This window comes from Pseudomonas sp. NPDC089743, assembly GCF_044748785.1.
Lineage (GTDB): Bacteria > Pseudomonadota > Gammaproteobacteria > Pseudomonadales > Pseudomonadaceae > Aquipseudomonas > Aquipseudomonas putida_X.
This window is the reverse complement of the sequence record NZ_JBIVGS010000003.1, coordinates 84,620-99,173: the sequence shown is the minus strand read 5'-3', so window position 1 is coordinate 99,173 and position 14,554 is coordinate 84,620. Positions and strand designations below refer to the sequence as shown.

Here is a 14,554-nt window from a genome sequence, read left to right as displayed (position 1 = left end):
ACCCATGGGTTTCAATTGCGGCATCGTCGGCCTGCCCAACGTCGGCAAGTCCACCCTGTTCAACGCCCTGACCAAGTCTGGCATCGCGGCGGAGAACTTCCCCTTCTGTACCATCGAGCCGAACAGCGGCATCGTGCCGATGCCAGATGCCCGCCTGGCTGCGCTGGCGGAAATCGTCAAGCCTAATCGCATCCTGCCGACCACCATGGAGTTCGTCGACATCGCCGGCCTGGTGGCCGGTGCCTCGAAAGGCGAAGGCCTGGGCAACAAGTTCCTCGCCAACATCCGCGAGACCGACGCCATCGCCCACGTGGTGCGCTGCTTCGAAGACGAAAACGTGATCCACGTTTCCAACAGCGTCGACCCCAAGCGCGACATCGAGATCATTGACCTCGAGCTGATCTTCGCCGACCTGGACAGCTGCGAGAAGCAACTGCAGAAGGTCACCCGCAATGCCAAGGGTGGCGACAAGGAAGCCCTGGCGCAAAAGGCAATCCTGGAAAAGCTGATCCCGCACTTCACCGAAGGCAAGCCGGCACGCAGCCTGATGAAGAACATGGCCGACGACGAGAAAGCCGTCATCCGTGGCTTCCACCTGCTGACCAGCAAGCCGGTGATGTACATCGCCAACGTGGCTGAAGACGGTTTCGACAACAACCCGCACCTGGACGTGGTCAAGGCCATCGCCGAAGAAGAAGGCGCGGTCGTGGTGCCAGTGTGCAACAAGATCGAAGCAGAGATCGCCGAACTGGACGACGGTGAAGAGAAGGACATGTTCCTCGAGGCCCTGGGCCTGGAAGAACCTGGCCTGAACCGCGTGATCCGCGCCGGTTACGAACTGCTGAACCTGCAAACCTACTTCACTGCCGGCGTGCAGGAAGTACGTGCCTGGACCGTGCGTGTCGGTGCCACTGCACCGCAGGCAGCGGGCGTGATCCACACCGACTTCGAAAAAGGCTTCATCCGCGCTGAAGTGGTGGCCTATGACGACTTCATCCAGTTCAAGGGTGAAGGCGGAGCCAAGGAAGCCGGTAAATGGCGCCTGGAAGGCAAGGACTACATCGTCAAAGACGGCGATGTGATGCACTTCCGCTTCAACGTATAACGGCAGTAAATCCGCGGCGCCCCGTTCGCGGGTGAACCCGCTCCCACAGGTACTGCGCCGCGCTTCAGGCTGGTGCTAAACCTGTAGGAGCGGGTTTACCCGCGAACGGGGCGCCGCCGTTTCAGGCCTGCGAAAAGGAATGGCTCACGCCCGTGATGACATTGAGCTGCGTAGGAGCAGATTTATCCTCGAACAATCCACCGCGCAGTATGGCCAGGGCTTCGCCTTGGTTCGCGGGTGAACCCCGCTCCCACATGGGTAGTCGCTAACCTTGTGGCCCGGCTAACGGCTCAAATGCGCCGAGCAACACCTGCCTCAGTGCCAGCTGATATCTCCAGCCTCCCTGGTCAGCACCAATTCGGTCAACGCCCGACCCATCTGCACGTTGTGCACGGAATTGACCAGCATGCCGATACCCGGCTCGCCGACATTGCCGCAGATGTATTCGTCGAGGGTGTCTTCAATACCGCGCAGTAACTGAATGACATAGAGCAATGCCTCGGCTGAGGGCATGTCGTTGTTGATGGTGTAGAACGAGCGGGAGCTGGGTTTTGCGGTGGGCGGATCAGGTACAAGCTTTTTCATGATGCTTCTCCGAGTTCAGTACACGAAGCCCCCACTCAACGTCCTCTCACAGAAGCAGGGTGGCAGCCGAACGCGGGGTGAGAGACCGGCGAACATCGGAATTCCGGCCAGGCAAACGCCTGCCCACGAACGGCTGCCATAACACTGGCACGATGTATCACCGGGCTCTCACACCCGATCGTCAAACCATGACGACCTGGGGAAATTAGCCCTGATGCTCATCATCGACAACAGAGAAACGGCAGCTGCGCGCGTAGGATAATTCCCAAGCTAACTTGAACTGAAGCATTTGGTTTCAGGTTAGGAAAGATCCTACGCCTGAAGGCTTGCTCGGCAGTAGTGCCCAAAAAAACGAATGGTGGTAAAAAACCCGGCCAACGTTGACAGTAATAGGTTGCTGTAGCCCGCGCAGGACAATTACCAAGCTATCGTGAATTGAAGCATCTGGTTTCAAGTGAGTACCTGGCCCACGCCTCGGGGCTGGCGCAGTGCCGCCTGTTTGCCCCAGCCCACCACAAGCACTTCATGCGTCCTCCGCCCAGGAGCCCCACCATGCATGAAACACCTCCCCGCCCCGGCTTCGACTGGCAACGCTGGCTCCCCGGGCTGGCCACCCTGGTGCACTACCAGCTCGCCTGGCTGCCCAAGGACATCGCTGCCGGGCTGGTACTGACCACCATGCTGGTGCCCGTGGGCATCGCCTACGCCGAAGCCTCCGGTGTACCCGGCATCTACGGCTTGTACGCGACCATCGTGCCGTTGCTGGCCTACGCGTTGTTCGGCCCCAGCCGAATCCTGGTGCTCGGCCCTGATTCGGCGCTGGCCGCGCCGATCCTGGCGGTGGTGGTGCAGTACGCCGCCAGCGACCCCCAGCGCGCCATCGCCATCGCCAGTCTGATGGCCCTGGTGGCCGGCGCCTTCTGCATGATCGCCGGGTTGCTGCGCCTGGGCTTCATCACCGAGTTGCTGTCCAAGCCTATCCGCTATGGCTACATGAACGGTATCGCGCTGACCGTGCTGATCAGCCAGTTGCCCAAGCTGTTCGGCCTCTCGATCGATAGCCAGGGGCCCCTGCGCGATCTGTGGCAGCTGGCACAGGCCCTGATCGCCGGCCAGGGGCACTGGCCCAGCTTTGCGATCGGTGCCGGCAGCCTGGCGCTGATTCTGCTGCTCAAGCCCTACAAGCGCTTACCGGGCATCCTGATCGCCGTGGTGCTCGCCACCCTGGCGGTAAGCCTGTTCGGCCTCGACCAGATGGGCGTCAAAGTACTGGGTGAGCTTCCCCAGGGCTTGCCCAGCTTCGCCCTCCCCTGGGTAACCGACATCGACCTGATCGAGGTGCTGCTAGGCGGCATCGCCGTGGCGTTGGTGTCGTTCGCCGATACCAGTGTGCTGTCACGTACCTACGCGGCGCGCCTGAAAACGACGGTCAACCCGAACCAGGAAATGTTTGGTCTGGGGGTAGCCAACCTGGCATCCGGGCTGTTCCAAGGCATCCCGATCAGCAGCAGTTCGTCGCGTACGCCGGTGGCTGAGGCGGCCGGCTCGAAAACCCAGCTTACCGGCATCATCGGCGCGGTGGCGGTGACCATCCTGCTGTTGGTCGCCCCCAACCTCATGCAGCACCTGCCCACCAGTGCGTTGGCCGCAGTGGTGATCGCGGCGGCATTGGGGCTTTTCGAGTTCGCCGACCTCAAGCGCATCTTTCGCATGCAGCAATGGGAGTTCTGGCTGTCGTTCACCTGCTTCGTGGGGGTTGCGGTGTTCGGCGCCATCCCCGGTATCTGTATCGCCGTGGCGATTTCGGTGATCGAGTTTCTGTGGGATGGCTGGCGGCCGCACCATGCGGTGCTCGGCCGCGTCGACGGCACCCGTGGCTACCATGACGTGCAGCGTTATCCACAGGCTCGCCGGGTACCGGGGCTGGTGCTGCTGCGCTGGGATGCGCCGCTGTTCTTCGCCAATGCCGAGCAGTTTCAGGCCAAGGTGCTGGCAGCTGTGGATGAGTCGCCTACCCCGGTGCAGCGCCTGGTGATTGCGGCGGAGCCGGTGACCAGTATCGATATCACGTCCGCCGACATGCTGGGCGAGCTCGACCGGGCCCTGGAGGCCCGGGGGGTCGAGTTGCAGTTCGCCGAGATGAAGGACCCGGTGAAAGACAAGATGAAACGGTTCGAATTGTTCCAGCACATGGGCGAGACGGCGTTTCACCCCACTGTCGGCGCGGCGGTGGATGCCTATCTGCAAGACACCGGGGTGGACTGGAAGCCATGAGCCGCTAAACGGCCTTGAGCCGACGCCGGTCGAGCCCTATCAGCAAGGCACTCGCATACCGCGACACGGCCAGAAACAACGCCATGCGGACCGCAAACGCCCGATAGACGTCCTGGCCAGCGGCACTGTCCTGCACTGACTGCCCCAGCAGGATGAGCAGGGTGGTCAGGCAGCTTACCCAGTACGCAGGGCTGTGCCGCGTGCTTGCCACCTGATAGAGCCTGCGCCCCTGCCAGCACCGGCGAGCCGATGAGTTCGCGGCTGGCATGCCGAGCTCGGGTTTCGCCAGCCTGCTGCCCAAGGCTCACCGCCTTCATGACAAGCGGCATGAACGCAACAGCACCGCGAACACCGGCGCCAATATGGGCACCGGCAAGCCACGGCCGAAACCCGCCACCAGGCAGAGCGCCACGCCTAGCGCCAGGCGCAGCGCGCGCAGGCGGCGCAGCTCAATAGGCATAGGACCACCGTGGCCTGCAGTAGGCTGCCGTCATGTGGCATAGGTTCGTACCCTTGCGACCCTGCGCAGTGAGGGAATCAGAAGCGCTCTTGGACCACTTTGAAGGGATAGGCGATGGCTTTGTACTTACCGATCTTGCCGCGCTTGGGCAGCTTCACCACCTTGTCGCCGGTGACGTCCTTGTAGGGAATGCGCGAGAGCAGATGGCTGATGATGTTCAGGCGAGCACGGCGTTTGTCGTCGGAGTGGGCCAGAAACCACGGCGCCCACGATGAGTCGGAGGCAGCGAACATTTCATCGCGGGCGTGGGTGTATTCGTCCCAGTGGGTGTAGGACTTAAGGTCCATGGGCGAGAGTTTCCATACCTTGCGACCGTCATTGATGCGATCTTGCAGGCGGCGGGTCTGCTCCTGGGCGCTGACTTCGAGCCAGTACTTGATGAGGATGATCCCCGACTCGACCATCAGCTTCTCCAGCATGGGGACCACCGACAGGAACTTGCTGGCCTGCTCCTCGGTGCAGAAGCCCATTACCCGTTCAACACCGGCGCGGTTGTACCAGCTGCGATCGAAAATCACCACCTCCCCCGCTGCGGGCAGGTGGTTGAGGTAACGCTGGGAGTACATCTGGGACTTTTCCCGTTCGGTCGGCGCCGGTAGCGCGACCACCCGGAACACACGCGGGCTTACCCGCTCGGTGATGGCCTTGATGGTACCGCCCTTGCCGGCACCGTCCCGGCCCTCGAACAAGATGCACACCTTCAGGCCCTTGGCCACGACCCATTCCTGCAGTTTCACCAATTCCACATGCAGGGTTTTGAGCTGTTTGTCATAGGCCTTGCCGCTCAGCTTCTCAGCGGGCGCCTGCAAGTCTTTCTTCCTGGACGGCTTGGCCATGACACGCTCCTTTGGGGCGAATGAAAGTCAGTATGGTCGATCCCCGGGGTTTTACTTGGCCAACTTGCTGTAGCTGGTCATCAGGTTGCGGTAGTCGGGAATGTGGTTGGAGAACAACGTGCCCAGCCCTTCGACATCATTGCGCCAGTCGCGATGCAGCTCGCAGGCCACCCCGAACCAGGTCATCAGTTGCGCCCCGGCTGCCTCCATCCGCCGCCAGGCCGAATCGCGGGTCAGCTCATTGAAGGTGCCGGAGGCATCGGTTACCACGAACACCTCGAAACCCTCTTCCAGCGCCGACAACGCCGGGAAGGCCACACAGACTTCGGTGACCACGCCGGCGATAAGCAGCTGCTTCTTGCCCGTGGCCTTCACCGCTTTGACGAAATCTTCGTTGTCCCAGGCATTGATGTTGCCCGGCCGGGCGATGTAAGGCGCGTCGGGGAACTGCTCCTTGAGTTCTGGCACCAGCGGCCCGTTGGGACCGGTTTCGAAGCTGGTGGTGAGGATGGTGGGCAGCTTGAAGTACTCGGCCAGGTCGGCCAGTGCCAATACGTTGTTCTTGAAACGGTCGGGGTCGATATCGCGGACCAGCGACAGCAAGCCGGTCTGGTGATCGACCAGCAGCACTGCGGCGTTGTTCTTGTCCAGACGTTTGTATTGGAAGGCCATGACAGATCTCCTTGCGAACGCAGGTTGGGAGTTTCAGCGTAGGCAAGGATTGAGGTTGGGATACGCCGTCAGTCGGCGAAGGCCTGGATGATCACGTCCACAGCATGTCAGTTACGCACTCGTCGGTACTGCTGGGTCGGACTGCGCGGTGAATCTGGCTCTGTCATTTCGATCAGCCCTGCAGCCAAAGCAGGTTTCAGATAGCTTTTGCTGAACGTGGGGCGGTGAGAAAGTCCTAGACGCTGCATCAACTCATTGCTTTTCAACGCTGAACCCGGCGGAAGAATACTCAAAAGGCTGGCTACTTGATCGGTTACTTGATCGGTTACTTGATCGGTAGCCCTCGCTTCAACGAGTGCCTGCAGCAGAGCACTCAGCATGAACTCAGCAAACGGTGTTGCCTCAGCTGCCTGATCTGAAGCTGCAAGCGCTGCGTAATAGGCTTCCTGTTGCTCACGGATAACAGTTTCCACCGGCATGAATGCCATAACAGGGCGCCAGCGACTTAGCAGGAGTGTCTGCCATAACCTCCCCATCCGCCCGTTACCGTCAGCGAACGGATGGATGAATTCAAATTCGTAATGAAACACGCAGCTTACAATCAGAGGATGCCACTCACTGCGGGCCAGCCAATGCAGAAGGTCCTGTACCAGCGTTGCAACCCGGCTGGCGGGTGGCGCCATGTGCAGCAGCTTTGCCTCACGGTAGATACCCACGCCACTCTCGCGGAAGTGACCTGCATCATCAATCAGACCCTGCATCAGTAAACCGTGCGCAGTCAGCAAATCGGATTGACGATCCGGCTGCCAGGCCGGCATCGCATCGTAAGCAGAGAAGGCGTTGCGGACTTCCTGGATCTCGCGTGGCAAACCCATTACTCGCTTTCCATCCAATAGCGCGGTCACCTGCTCGACGGTAAGGGTATTGTTTTCAATGGCAAGCGAGGCCTGGATGGTCCGTATACGGTTACCTCGGCGCAGTTGGGGTGTGAAGGTATCCTCCCGATAAGCCGTCAGTTGCCCCACGCACTCACTGATCTCGGCGACCAGTGCCAATATTCGCGGCGTTACTGTCAGTGGCGGCTGATAATTGCTCATCGCCTGTATTTCCTTTGAATTCAAAAGACCTGAAGAGGGGCTGCATTGCCACCCATAGGCCACACGCAATTGCCTTCACCTTATCCACTGCTATGGCATGGGTAAAGCAAGCGGGGCTGTTGGTTCACGAATTTCTAAACTAATTATTTCCCCCCAGCGATTTTTCCCCCCGCCCCTCCCCACCAGAATCGCTTCACCACAATCACAAAAACCGTGAGGCCACTCCCGTGGACCAGACACTCCAGGTACGGCAGGCCGCCGCCGACCTCGTCGCCGCCTTCGCCAGCAACGACACCGCCCGCTACTTCGCCTGCTTCAGCGAAGATGCCACCTTCCTTTTCCACACCTTGGCGCAACCGCTGCTGTCGCGCGGTGCCTACGAGGGCCTCTGGGCCCAATGGCAGGCCGATGGCTTTGCCGTGCTTAGCTGCGTTTCGAGCAATGCCCAGGTAAGCCTGCAGGGTGATGTGGCGGTTTTCATGCACGATGTTGCCACGCACATCCGCATCGCTGGCGAACAGCAGCAACTGGCCGAGCGCGAAACCATTGTGTTCCGCCGCCACGGCGAACGCTGGCTGGCCTGCCATGAGCACCTGTCGGTCGTCACCGCAGCCTGATTCACCTTTACGCGGCCCTGCCGCCCTGCCATCGCACCCACAAAAGGGCCGCGCCCCGCGCCGGCCTACAACAACGCGCTGGAGCATCACCATGAGCCACTCGACCGGTATCGAGACCAATGGCGTCGAACAGATCCCTGACGATCAACGCGACGCCTCCCCGCTGGACCTGTTCCGCCTGATCTTCGGCGGTGCCAACACCTTTGCCACTGCCGTGCTGGGCAGCTTCCCGGTGCTGTTCGGGCTGTCGTTCCAGGCTGGGGTCTGGGCGATCCTGCTCGGCGTCGGCGTGGGTGCGCTGATCCTTGCACCGATGGGCTTGTTCGGTGCGCTCAACGGCACCAACAACGCGGTGTCGTCGGGCGCACACTTCGGCGTGCACGGGCGCATCGTCGGCTCGTTCCTGTCGCTGCTCACCGCCGTGGCGTTCTTCTCGCTGTCGGTATGGAGTTCCGGCGATGCCCTGGTCGGCGGCGCCAAGCGCCTGGCAGGGCTGCCGGAAACCGACCTGACCCTGGGCCTGGCCTACGGCCTGTTCGCCACACTGGTGCTGGTGGTGTGCATCTTCGGCTTCCGCTTCATGCTGTGGGTCAACAAGATTGCCGTGTGGGCCTCGAGCCTGCTGTTCCTGCTGGGCATCTTCGCCTTCGCCGGCCCATTCGATGCGGGCTACGCCGGGAGCGTCAGCCTTGGCCAGGCCGGATTCTGGGCAGCCTTCGTCGGCGCGGCGATCCTGGCCATGAGTAACCCGGTCTCGTTCGGCGCCTTCCTGGGCGACTGGTCGCGCTATATCCCGCGGCAAACGCCCAAGGCGCGCATCATGCTGGCGGTGATCGCCGCCCAGGCCGCCACGCTGATTCCGTTCCTGTTCGGCCTGTGCACCGCGACCCTGGTGGCCACCCAGGCCGCGGACTATATCGCCGCCAACAACTATGTGGGTGGCCTGCTGGCGATTTCGCCTAGCTGGTTCTTCCTGCCGGTGTGCCTGATCGCGGTGATCGGTGGCATGTCTACCGGCACGACTGCCCTTTACGGCACCGGGCTGGACATGTCGAGCGTGTTCCCCCGCCTGCTCAGCCGCGCGGGCGCCACCGTGCTGATCGGGGTAATGGCCATTGCCTTCATCTTCATCGGCCGCTTCACCTTCAACCTGGTACAGAGCGTTTCGACCTTCGCCGTGCTGATCATCACCTGCACCAGCCCGTGGATGGTGATCATGATTCTCGGCCTGATCACCCGCCGCGGCTTCTACCACGCCGACGACCTGCAAGTGTTCACCCGCGGCCAACGCGGCGGCCACTACTGGTTCCTGCATGGCTGGAACTGGCGCGGCATGGGGGCGTGGATCCCCAGCGCGGTGGTCGGCCTGTGCTTCGTCAACCTGCCTGGGCAGTTCATAGGCCCGCTGGGCGACCTGGCTGGCGGCATCGACGTGAGCCTGCCGGTCACCCTGAGCATGGCCGGTGTGCTTTACCTGCTGCTGCTCAACCTCTTCCCTGAACCTGCCGGCGTGTATGGCCCCAACGGCCCGCGCTGGGTGCGCTGCAAAAGCACCTCACACACGCCGGTGCTGAACCCGGCCGAAATAGCCTGACTGGATAACGATCATGACCACTTCCCACTACATTGCCGGCCGCTGGGTCGAAGGCCTGGGCAGCGACTGCATCAGTGTCAATGACCCTGCACTGGGCCAACCTTTCGCCGAACTGATGGCCGCCAGCGTTGCCCAGGTCGACCAGGCCGTGGCGGCGGCGCGCGAAGCCCTGCCCACATGGAAGCAGGTAGGCGCCAGCGAGCGTGCGGCCTACCTGCGCGGTTTTGCCGAGCAGCTCGGGCAACGCCGTGAAGCATTGATCAGCCTGCAAATGCGCAACAACGGCAAGCCTCGCCACGAGGCCGAAATCGACCTGGACGATGCCATAGCCACCTTCGCGTATTACGCCGACCTGGCCGAGCAACTGCCGCAAAGGAACCGCGACGTGGCGTTGGCCGCACCGGGCTTCACCGCCCGCACCCGGCTGGAGCCGGTGGGTGTGGTCGGTTTGATCGTGCCGTGGAACTTCCCGTTGGTGACCAGCGCGTGGAAGCTCGCACCGGCCTTGGCTGCAGGCTGCACCGTGGTACTCAAACCCTCGGAAATCACCCCACTGATCGAGCAGGCCTACGGCCAGATCGCCGATACCCTGGGCCTGCCTGCGGGCGTGCTGAACATTGTCAACGGCAAAGCCGAGACCGGCGCCGCACTGAGCAACCACAGCGGTGTGGACAAGCTGTCGTTCACCGGCAGCAACAGCGTCGGCAGCCAGGTGATGCGCAGCGCATCGGCACAGTGCCGGCCGGTGACCCTGGAGCTGGGCGGCAAATCGGCAATCGTGGTCTTCGATGATTGCGATGTGGACCAGGCGGTAGAGTGGATTGTCGCCGGTATTACCTGGAACGCGGGGCAAATGTGCTCGGCTACCTCTCGCTTGCTGGTGCACGAGGGCATTGCCGATGCGCTGCTGCCACGCCTGCAACAGGCACTGGAAACGCTGCGCGTGGGTAACCCACTGACCGAAGAAGTGGACATGGGCCCGCTGACCAGCCAGGCGCAATGGCTGAAGGTTGCCAGCTACTTCGCCACAGCCCGTGAAGAGGGGCTGCAGTGCCTGGCCGGTGGCAAAGCGCTGGACCGCGACGGCTGGTTTGTCAGCCCGACGCTGTATACCGACGTACCGGTGGGGAGCCGTCTGTGGACTGAAGAGATCTTTGGGCCGGTGCTGTGTGCGCGCCGTTTCACCACCGAAGCACAGGCAATTGCCGAGGCCAACGACAGCCGTTTCGGCCTGGTCGCCACGGTTTGCTCAGCGGACCTTGAGCGCGCCGAGCGGGTGGCCGATGCGCTGGAAGTCGGGCATGTGTGGATCAACTCGGTACAAGCGGTGTTCGTCGAAACGTCTTGGGGCGGCACCAAGGGTAGCGGCATCGGGCGCGAGCTTGGGCCTTGGGGGTTGTCGGGCTACCTGTCGGTCAAGCATGTGACGCGTTGCCTGGGCTGACAGCTCCGTTATGGGGGCTGCTGCGCAGCCCATCGCCGGCAAGCCGGCTCCCACCGCGACCGCGTAGTTCTTCAGATCTGCGCTTTACCTGTGGCCGCAACTGTCTTGCCCAATCTCTAAAAGCCGGCGCAATCCATGTGGGAGCCGGGCTTGCCGGCGATCACCGGTGAAGCCGGTGCCATTCACCGCTGCGCCTGTATCGCCAGCAAGACAGTCGCTCCCACGTTCAGCCCTGACACAGCACCACCGCAGGCCGGCTTGCGCGCAAAGCCTTCACGCCGGCTCGTCGCCCTGGCGCGCGCCCTCCTGCACCAGCACCATGCTCTGCGGTGAAGACAGGGCAATGCCCTCATCACGCAAACGCCCCAGGATGGTGAACAGCAGGTCGCTGCGCGCCCCCGACACCTGCCGCGGCCCCGCCACATAGCCACTGACACTGATCACCATACCGCTGGCCGTCAGGTCCTTGAAGGTTACCGACGCAGCCGGCGCGTCCAGGATCGCTTCATGCTCGTGAAAAGCACTCAGCAGCAGGTCGCGAACCTGGTTGGCATCGGTATCCAATGGCAAGGTCAGGGTAATGCCCACCACGCCCAAGGCATTGCCCATGGTCACGTTGCGCACGTTCTGCGAGATGAACTGCGAGTTGGGCACGATCACCGTGGAGCGGTCAGACATCTGGATCTCGGTGGCGCGCACGTTGATGCGGCGAATGTCACCCTCGACGCCGGCCAGGCTCACCCAGTCGCCCACCTTGACCGGGCGTTCGGTGAGCAGGATCAGACCGGAGATGAAATTCTGCACGATCTGCTGCAAGCCGAAACCGATACCCACCGACAGCGCACTGACCACCCAGGTCAGGCTGGTGAGGTTGATGTGCAACGTCGACATCACCAGCATGGCCAGGAACAGGAAGCCCAAATAACCGACCAGCGTTACCAGCGAGGCACGCATGCCGGCATCCATGTCGGTTTCCGGCAGCAGGCGCTCGCTCAGCCAGCGCTTGAGCACACGGATACCGAGCATGCCGCCCAACAGCAACGCCACGGCCAGCAGGATGTCCTGGGGCACGATGTTCAGGTTGCCGAGTAATTTGCCACCGGTGCCGTCCCAATCGCCCAGGCTCAGCAGCAACTCGCCCGGGCTGGTGCCAGAGGGCATAAACGCCAGCATCACGGCCAGGAACAGCAGGACCGTGCGGCTGACACCGGTCAGGATGGTACTGGCCTGCGCCTGGTGACGTGGTGCCAGGCCCAGCGACGACGCCAGTGCCAGGCCTCCGGGTTGGCGCGGTGACAGCAGGATTTCGCACAGGTCAGCCAGGAAGGTGGTCAACAGGTAGGCGCAGGTGGCGACCACACTTATCCACAGCAGCTTGGCAGTGAGGAAGTAGGCCAGGGTGAGGTAACCGGCCAGCAACGTCAGCAGGATCAGCCCGACCCACACCACGATCACGAACGGGATCAGCCCTGCCAGCCCGGTCGGGCGCGCCAGCCCATGTTTGCGCAAGGTACGGCGGTAACGTACCAGCGCCGCCAAGAAGATCGCGGCCACCACCAGCGCGGTCAGGCCATTGATGGCGACAGTCAGCGCCAGGCTGGTGCCGATCACACTGTTGATGCGCTCGAAGGTCAGCATCACCATCAGTGCCAGGGCCAGCAACTTGGGGAACCAACCCAGAGCAGTGGCCACTTCGTCGGGGATCGGCGGCAGGCGCCAGGATGGCCGTTGCAGCATCAACATGGCCCGGCCAAGGCCGGTGATGAAGGCACTGAACACCACGAGCAGGAGGAAGTGGTTGGTCAGGTTGGCCATGTCCGAGCCCAACCTGGCACTACTTTCAAGGCCCCAGCGCAGCAGCGACACGGCACCGGCGATGGTGCCCAGGGTGGCCAGGCTCACGCTCACCGCCAGTGCGCTTCGACGCAGGCGGCCTTCGGGCAGCCAGCGAACCATGGCGGCAGCGAGCACGCGTTCAAGCACCAGGCGGACCAGTGTCCAGACCAGGGTCGCAGCCACCAGGCTGGTGATGAAGAGCCCGCGGTGTTCAGCGCTGAAGGCACTGGCGACGGCATCGGCCGCCTCGCCGCGCAGGTCACGCAGGCGCATCACATCGTCCTCGGTAGGACGGATCAGCGACTGCCAGAAGGCAGGGCTCAGCGGGCTGGCCGCGCGGCTGGTAACTTGCGAGTTGAACTGGCTACGGCGCAGGTTGACGATTTGCGTGGACAGGTCGCGCGCCGACTGGGTCAGCTTGGTGGCCTGATCCTGCTCAGCGAGCACGGACTTTTTCTGCGCCTCCAGCTCCTTGCGCTGTAAGGCCAGGGTGGCGGCTTCGTCCTTCTGCACCGGGCCGAGGACCTTGAGCTTGTCGTCGAGGCTCTGTACGTCGGCAGCGCGCAAGCTACTCAGCGCATCAGCCTGGCGCTGGACCTGCACGGTAGCAATGCGCAGTTGCGAGAGCAGGTCGTCGTTGGCGTTGCTGGTCACGCCCTGACGAATCTGGTCGAGCCTGTCGCTCAACTGCTCGATGCTTGCGTTTTCATCAAGTACCGGCAGCTCGCCGGCAACCAGGTTGGCAACCGGCACGGAGGCCGACCAGGCCGGCGACGCAAGCGCCAGCATCAGGGCCATTACACCCAGGTAAAATCGGGCAAGGCAGGCACGCCTCATCGAACGTTCCTCATCACAAGGCTATTTGGCGGTGGATTCTACGCGGCTTGCGGCGTTCAGGAGAGTGCCGTTTCTCGCTCCAACAGTTGCCGCTTACGCTCCACCCCCCAGCGGTAGCCGCTGATGTCGCCGTCCCGGCGCACCACCCGGTGGCAAGGAATCGCCACGGCGATACGGTTGGCCGCGCACGCCATGGCCACTGCGCGCACGGCTTTGGGCGCGCCAATGCGCTCGGCGATCTCGGTATAGCTTACCCGGCCGCCCACTGGCACTTCACACAGAGCTTGCCAGACCCGCTCCTGAAACGCGGTGCCCTGCACATCCAGAGGCAAGTCCAGGCCCAGGGCTGGCGCCTCGACGAAGCCCACCACCTGCGCCACCAGGCGTTCGTACTCGGCATCGCCGCCGATCAGGCGCGCATTGGGGAATTGATCCTGCAATTGCTCCAGTAGCGCTTCAGGCGCGTCCCCCAACAGGATCGCGCAAATGCCTTTTTCACTCTGCGCCACAAGGATCGCCCCCAGTGAACACTGCCCCACGGCAAAATGAATGGCCGTGCCCGCACCACCGGCACGGTACTGGCGCGGGCGCATGCCCAAGCGCTGACCGGCGCTTTCGTAGAAACGGCTGTTGGAGTTGTACCCTGCAGCAAAGATGGCATCGGTCACCGATGTTTTCCCCTCGCCCAGCCCCTCGCGCAGGCGCCGGGCGCGGAAGGCTGTGGCATAGGCCTTCGGCGTGAGGCCGGTTTCGGCCTTGAACAGGCGGTGCAGGTGGTACGGGCTGACACCCAGTTGGGTACCGAGCTGGGCCAGGCCGGGTGGGTTGTCCGGGGTTTCGAGCAGGCGGCAGGCGCGTGCTACCAGTTCGCCGTGGCGAACGCTCGACGGCTTGCCCTGGCAACGCCGGCAGGGCCGATAGCCTGCGGCCTGCGCGGTGGCGGCATCGGTGAAGAATTCAACGTTCTCGCGCTTGGCCATGCGCGCTTTACAGCCAGGTTGGCAGTAAATGCCGGTGGTGCGCACGGCGTAGACGAAATGGCCTGCCGCCGCCGGATCGCGGGTGTATACGGCTTGCCAGCGTTGTTCGTCAGTGGTGTAGGGCGTCATTGGGGTATGCCTCAACTAAGCTGATCGT

At 62.7% G+C, this 14,554-nt stretch carries 12 protein-coding genes and 1 pseudogene; 5 read left to right on the top strand and 8 right to left on the bottom strand.

From position 1 onward, the window contains the following. Positions 1-4 precede the first annotated feature (4 nt). Positions 5-1,105 carry a redox-regulated ATPase YchF gene (ychF, locus tag ACIPZC_RS07290; RefSeq protein WP_008099042.1) on the top strand — a complete coding sequence of 367 codons (1,101 nt, stop codon included), beginning with the start codon at positions 5-7 and terminating at the stop codon, positions 1,103-1,105. 315 nt (positions 1,106-1,420) lie between these two features. On the opposite strand, the gene ACIPZC_RS07285 is transcribed toward ychF, so the two are convergent. Then, entirely contained in the window at positions 1,421-1,690 is a 270-nt protein-coding gene (locus ACIPZC_RS07285) for a hypothetical protein (RefSeq protein ID WP_400625935.1), read from the bottom strand. 552 nt (positions 1,691-2,242) lie between these two features. On the opposite strand from ACIPZC_RS07285, the gene ACIPZC_RS07280 reads away from it, so the two are divergent. Further along, the gene (locus ACIPZC_RS07280) at positions 2,243-3,964 is read left to right on the top strand and encodes a SulP family inorganic anion transporter (protein ID WP_400625933.1); all 1,722 of its coding nucleotides are present in this window, start codon (positions 2,243-2,245) and stop codon (positions 3,962-3,964) included. A gap of 4 nt (positions 3,965-3,968) precedes the next feature. On the opposite strand, the pseudogene ACIPZC_RS07275 reads toward ACIPZC_RS07280, so the two are convergent. From ACIPZC_RS07275 to ACIPZC_RS07255, 5 genes and pseudogenes are all read right to left on the bottom strand, one after another. Next, a pseudogene (locus tag ACIPZC_RS07275) lies at positions 3,969-4,296 on the bottom strand (hypothetical protein); the annotation flags it as partial. Further along, positions 4,278-4,424 (bottom strand): DUF2955 domain-containing protein, encoded by a 147-nt coding sequence (locus tag ACIPZC_RS07270; RefSeq protein WP_400625931.1) that lies wholly within the window; start codon positions 4,422-4,424, stop codon positions 4,278-4,280. The pseudogene ACIPZC_RS07275 and the gene ACIPZC_RS07270, both read right to left, overlap by 19 nt. Positions 4,425-4,501: 77 nt before the next feature. Continuing rightward, the gene (gene ppk2 / locus ACIPZC_RS07265; protein WP_400625929.1) at positions 4,502-5,320 is read right to left on the bottom strand and encodes a polyphosphate kinase 2; all 819 of its coding nucleotides are present in this window, start codon (positions 5,318-5,320) and stop codon (positions 4,502-4,504) included. Positions 5,321-5,371: 51 nt separating this feature from the next. Further along, complete coding sequence (ycaC, locus tag ACIPZC_RS07260) at positions 5,372-5,992, bottom strand: isochorismate family cysteine hydrolase YcaC (protein WP_046784574.1); 621 nt, start codon at positions 5,990-5,992, stop codon at positions 5,372-5,374. 107 nt (positions 5,993-6,099) lie between these two features. Then, positions 6,100-7,089: a Fic family protein gene (locus tag ACIPZC_RS07255; protein WP_400625927.1), complete on the bottom strand. Its 990-nt coding sequence runs from the start codon at positions 7,087-7,089 to the stop codon at positions 6,100-6,102. 227 nt (positions 7,090-7,316) lie between these two features. Here ACIPZC_RS07255 and ACIPZC_RS07250 point away from each other — a divergent pair, with 227 nt between their 5' ends. The 3 genes from ACIPZC_RS07250 to ACIPZC_RS07240 all read left to right on the top strand — a co-directional run bounded on the left by ACIPZC_RS07250 (position 7,317) and on the right by ACIPZC_RS07240 (position 10,744). Further along, entirely contained in the window at positions 7,317-7,706 is a 390-nt protein-coding gene (locus ACIPZC_RS07250) for a YybH family protein (RefSeq protein ID WP_400625925.1), read from the top strand. Positions 7,707-7,797: 91 nt separating this feature from the next. Beyond that, on the top strand, positions 7,798-9,300 hold the full coding sequence (locus ACIPZC_RS07245; protein WP_400625923.1) for a purine-cytosine permease family protein: 1,503 nt from the start codon (positions 7,798-7,800) through the stop codon (positions 9,298-9,300). A gap of 13 nt (positions 9,301-9,313) precedes the next feature. Next, complete coding sequence (locus tag ACIPZC_RS07240; RefSeq protein ID WP_400625921.1) at positions 9,314-10,744, top strand: aldehyde dehydrogenase family protein; 1,431 nt, start codon at positions 9,314-9,316, stop codon at positions 10,742-10,744. A gap of 273 nt (positions 10,745-11,017) precedes the next feature. On the opposite strand, the gene ACIPZC_RS07235 is transcribed toward ACIPZC_RS07240, so the two are convergent. Together ACIPZC_RS07235 and ada are read right to left on the bottom strand one after the other, a co-directional pair. Continuing rightward, complete coding sequence (locus tag ACIPZC_RS07235) at positions 11,018-13,417, bottom strand: DUF3772 domain-containing protein (protein WP_400625919.1); 2,400 nt, start codon at positions 13,415-13,417, stop codon at positions 11,018-11,020. 56 nt (positions 13,418-13,473) lie between these two features. After that, positions 13,474-14,526: a bifunctional DNA-binding transcriptional regulator/O6-methylguanine-DNA methyltransferase Ada gene (gene ada / locus ACIPZC_RS07230; RefSeq protein WP_400625917.1), complete on the bottom strand. Its 1,053-nt coding sequence runs from the start codon at positions 14,524-14,526 to the stop codon at positions 13,474-13,476. Positions 14,527-14,554 lie beyond the last annotated feature (28 nt).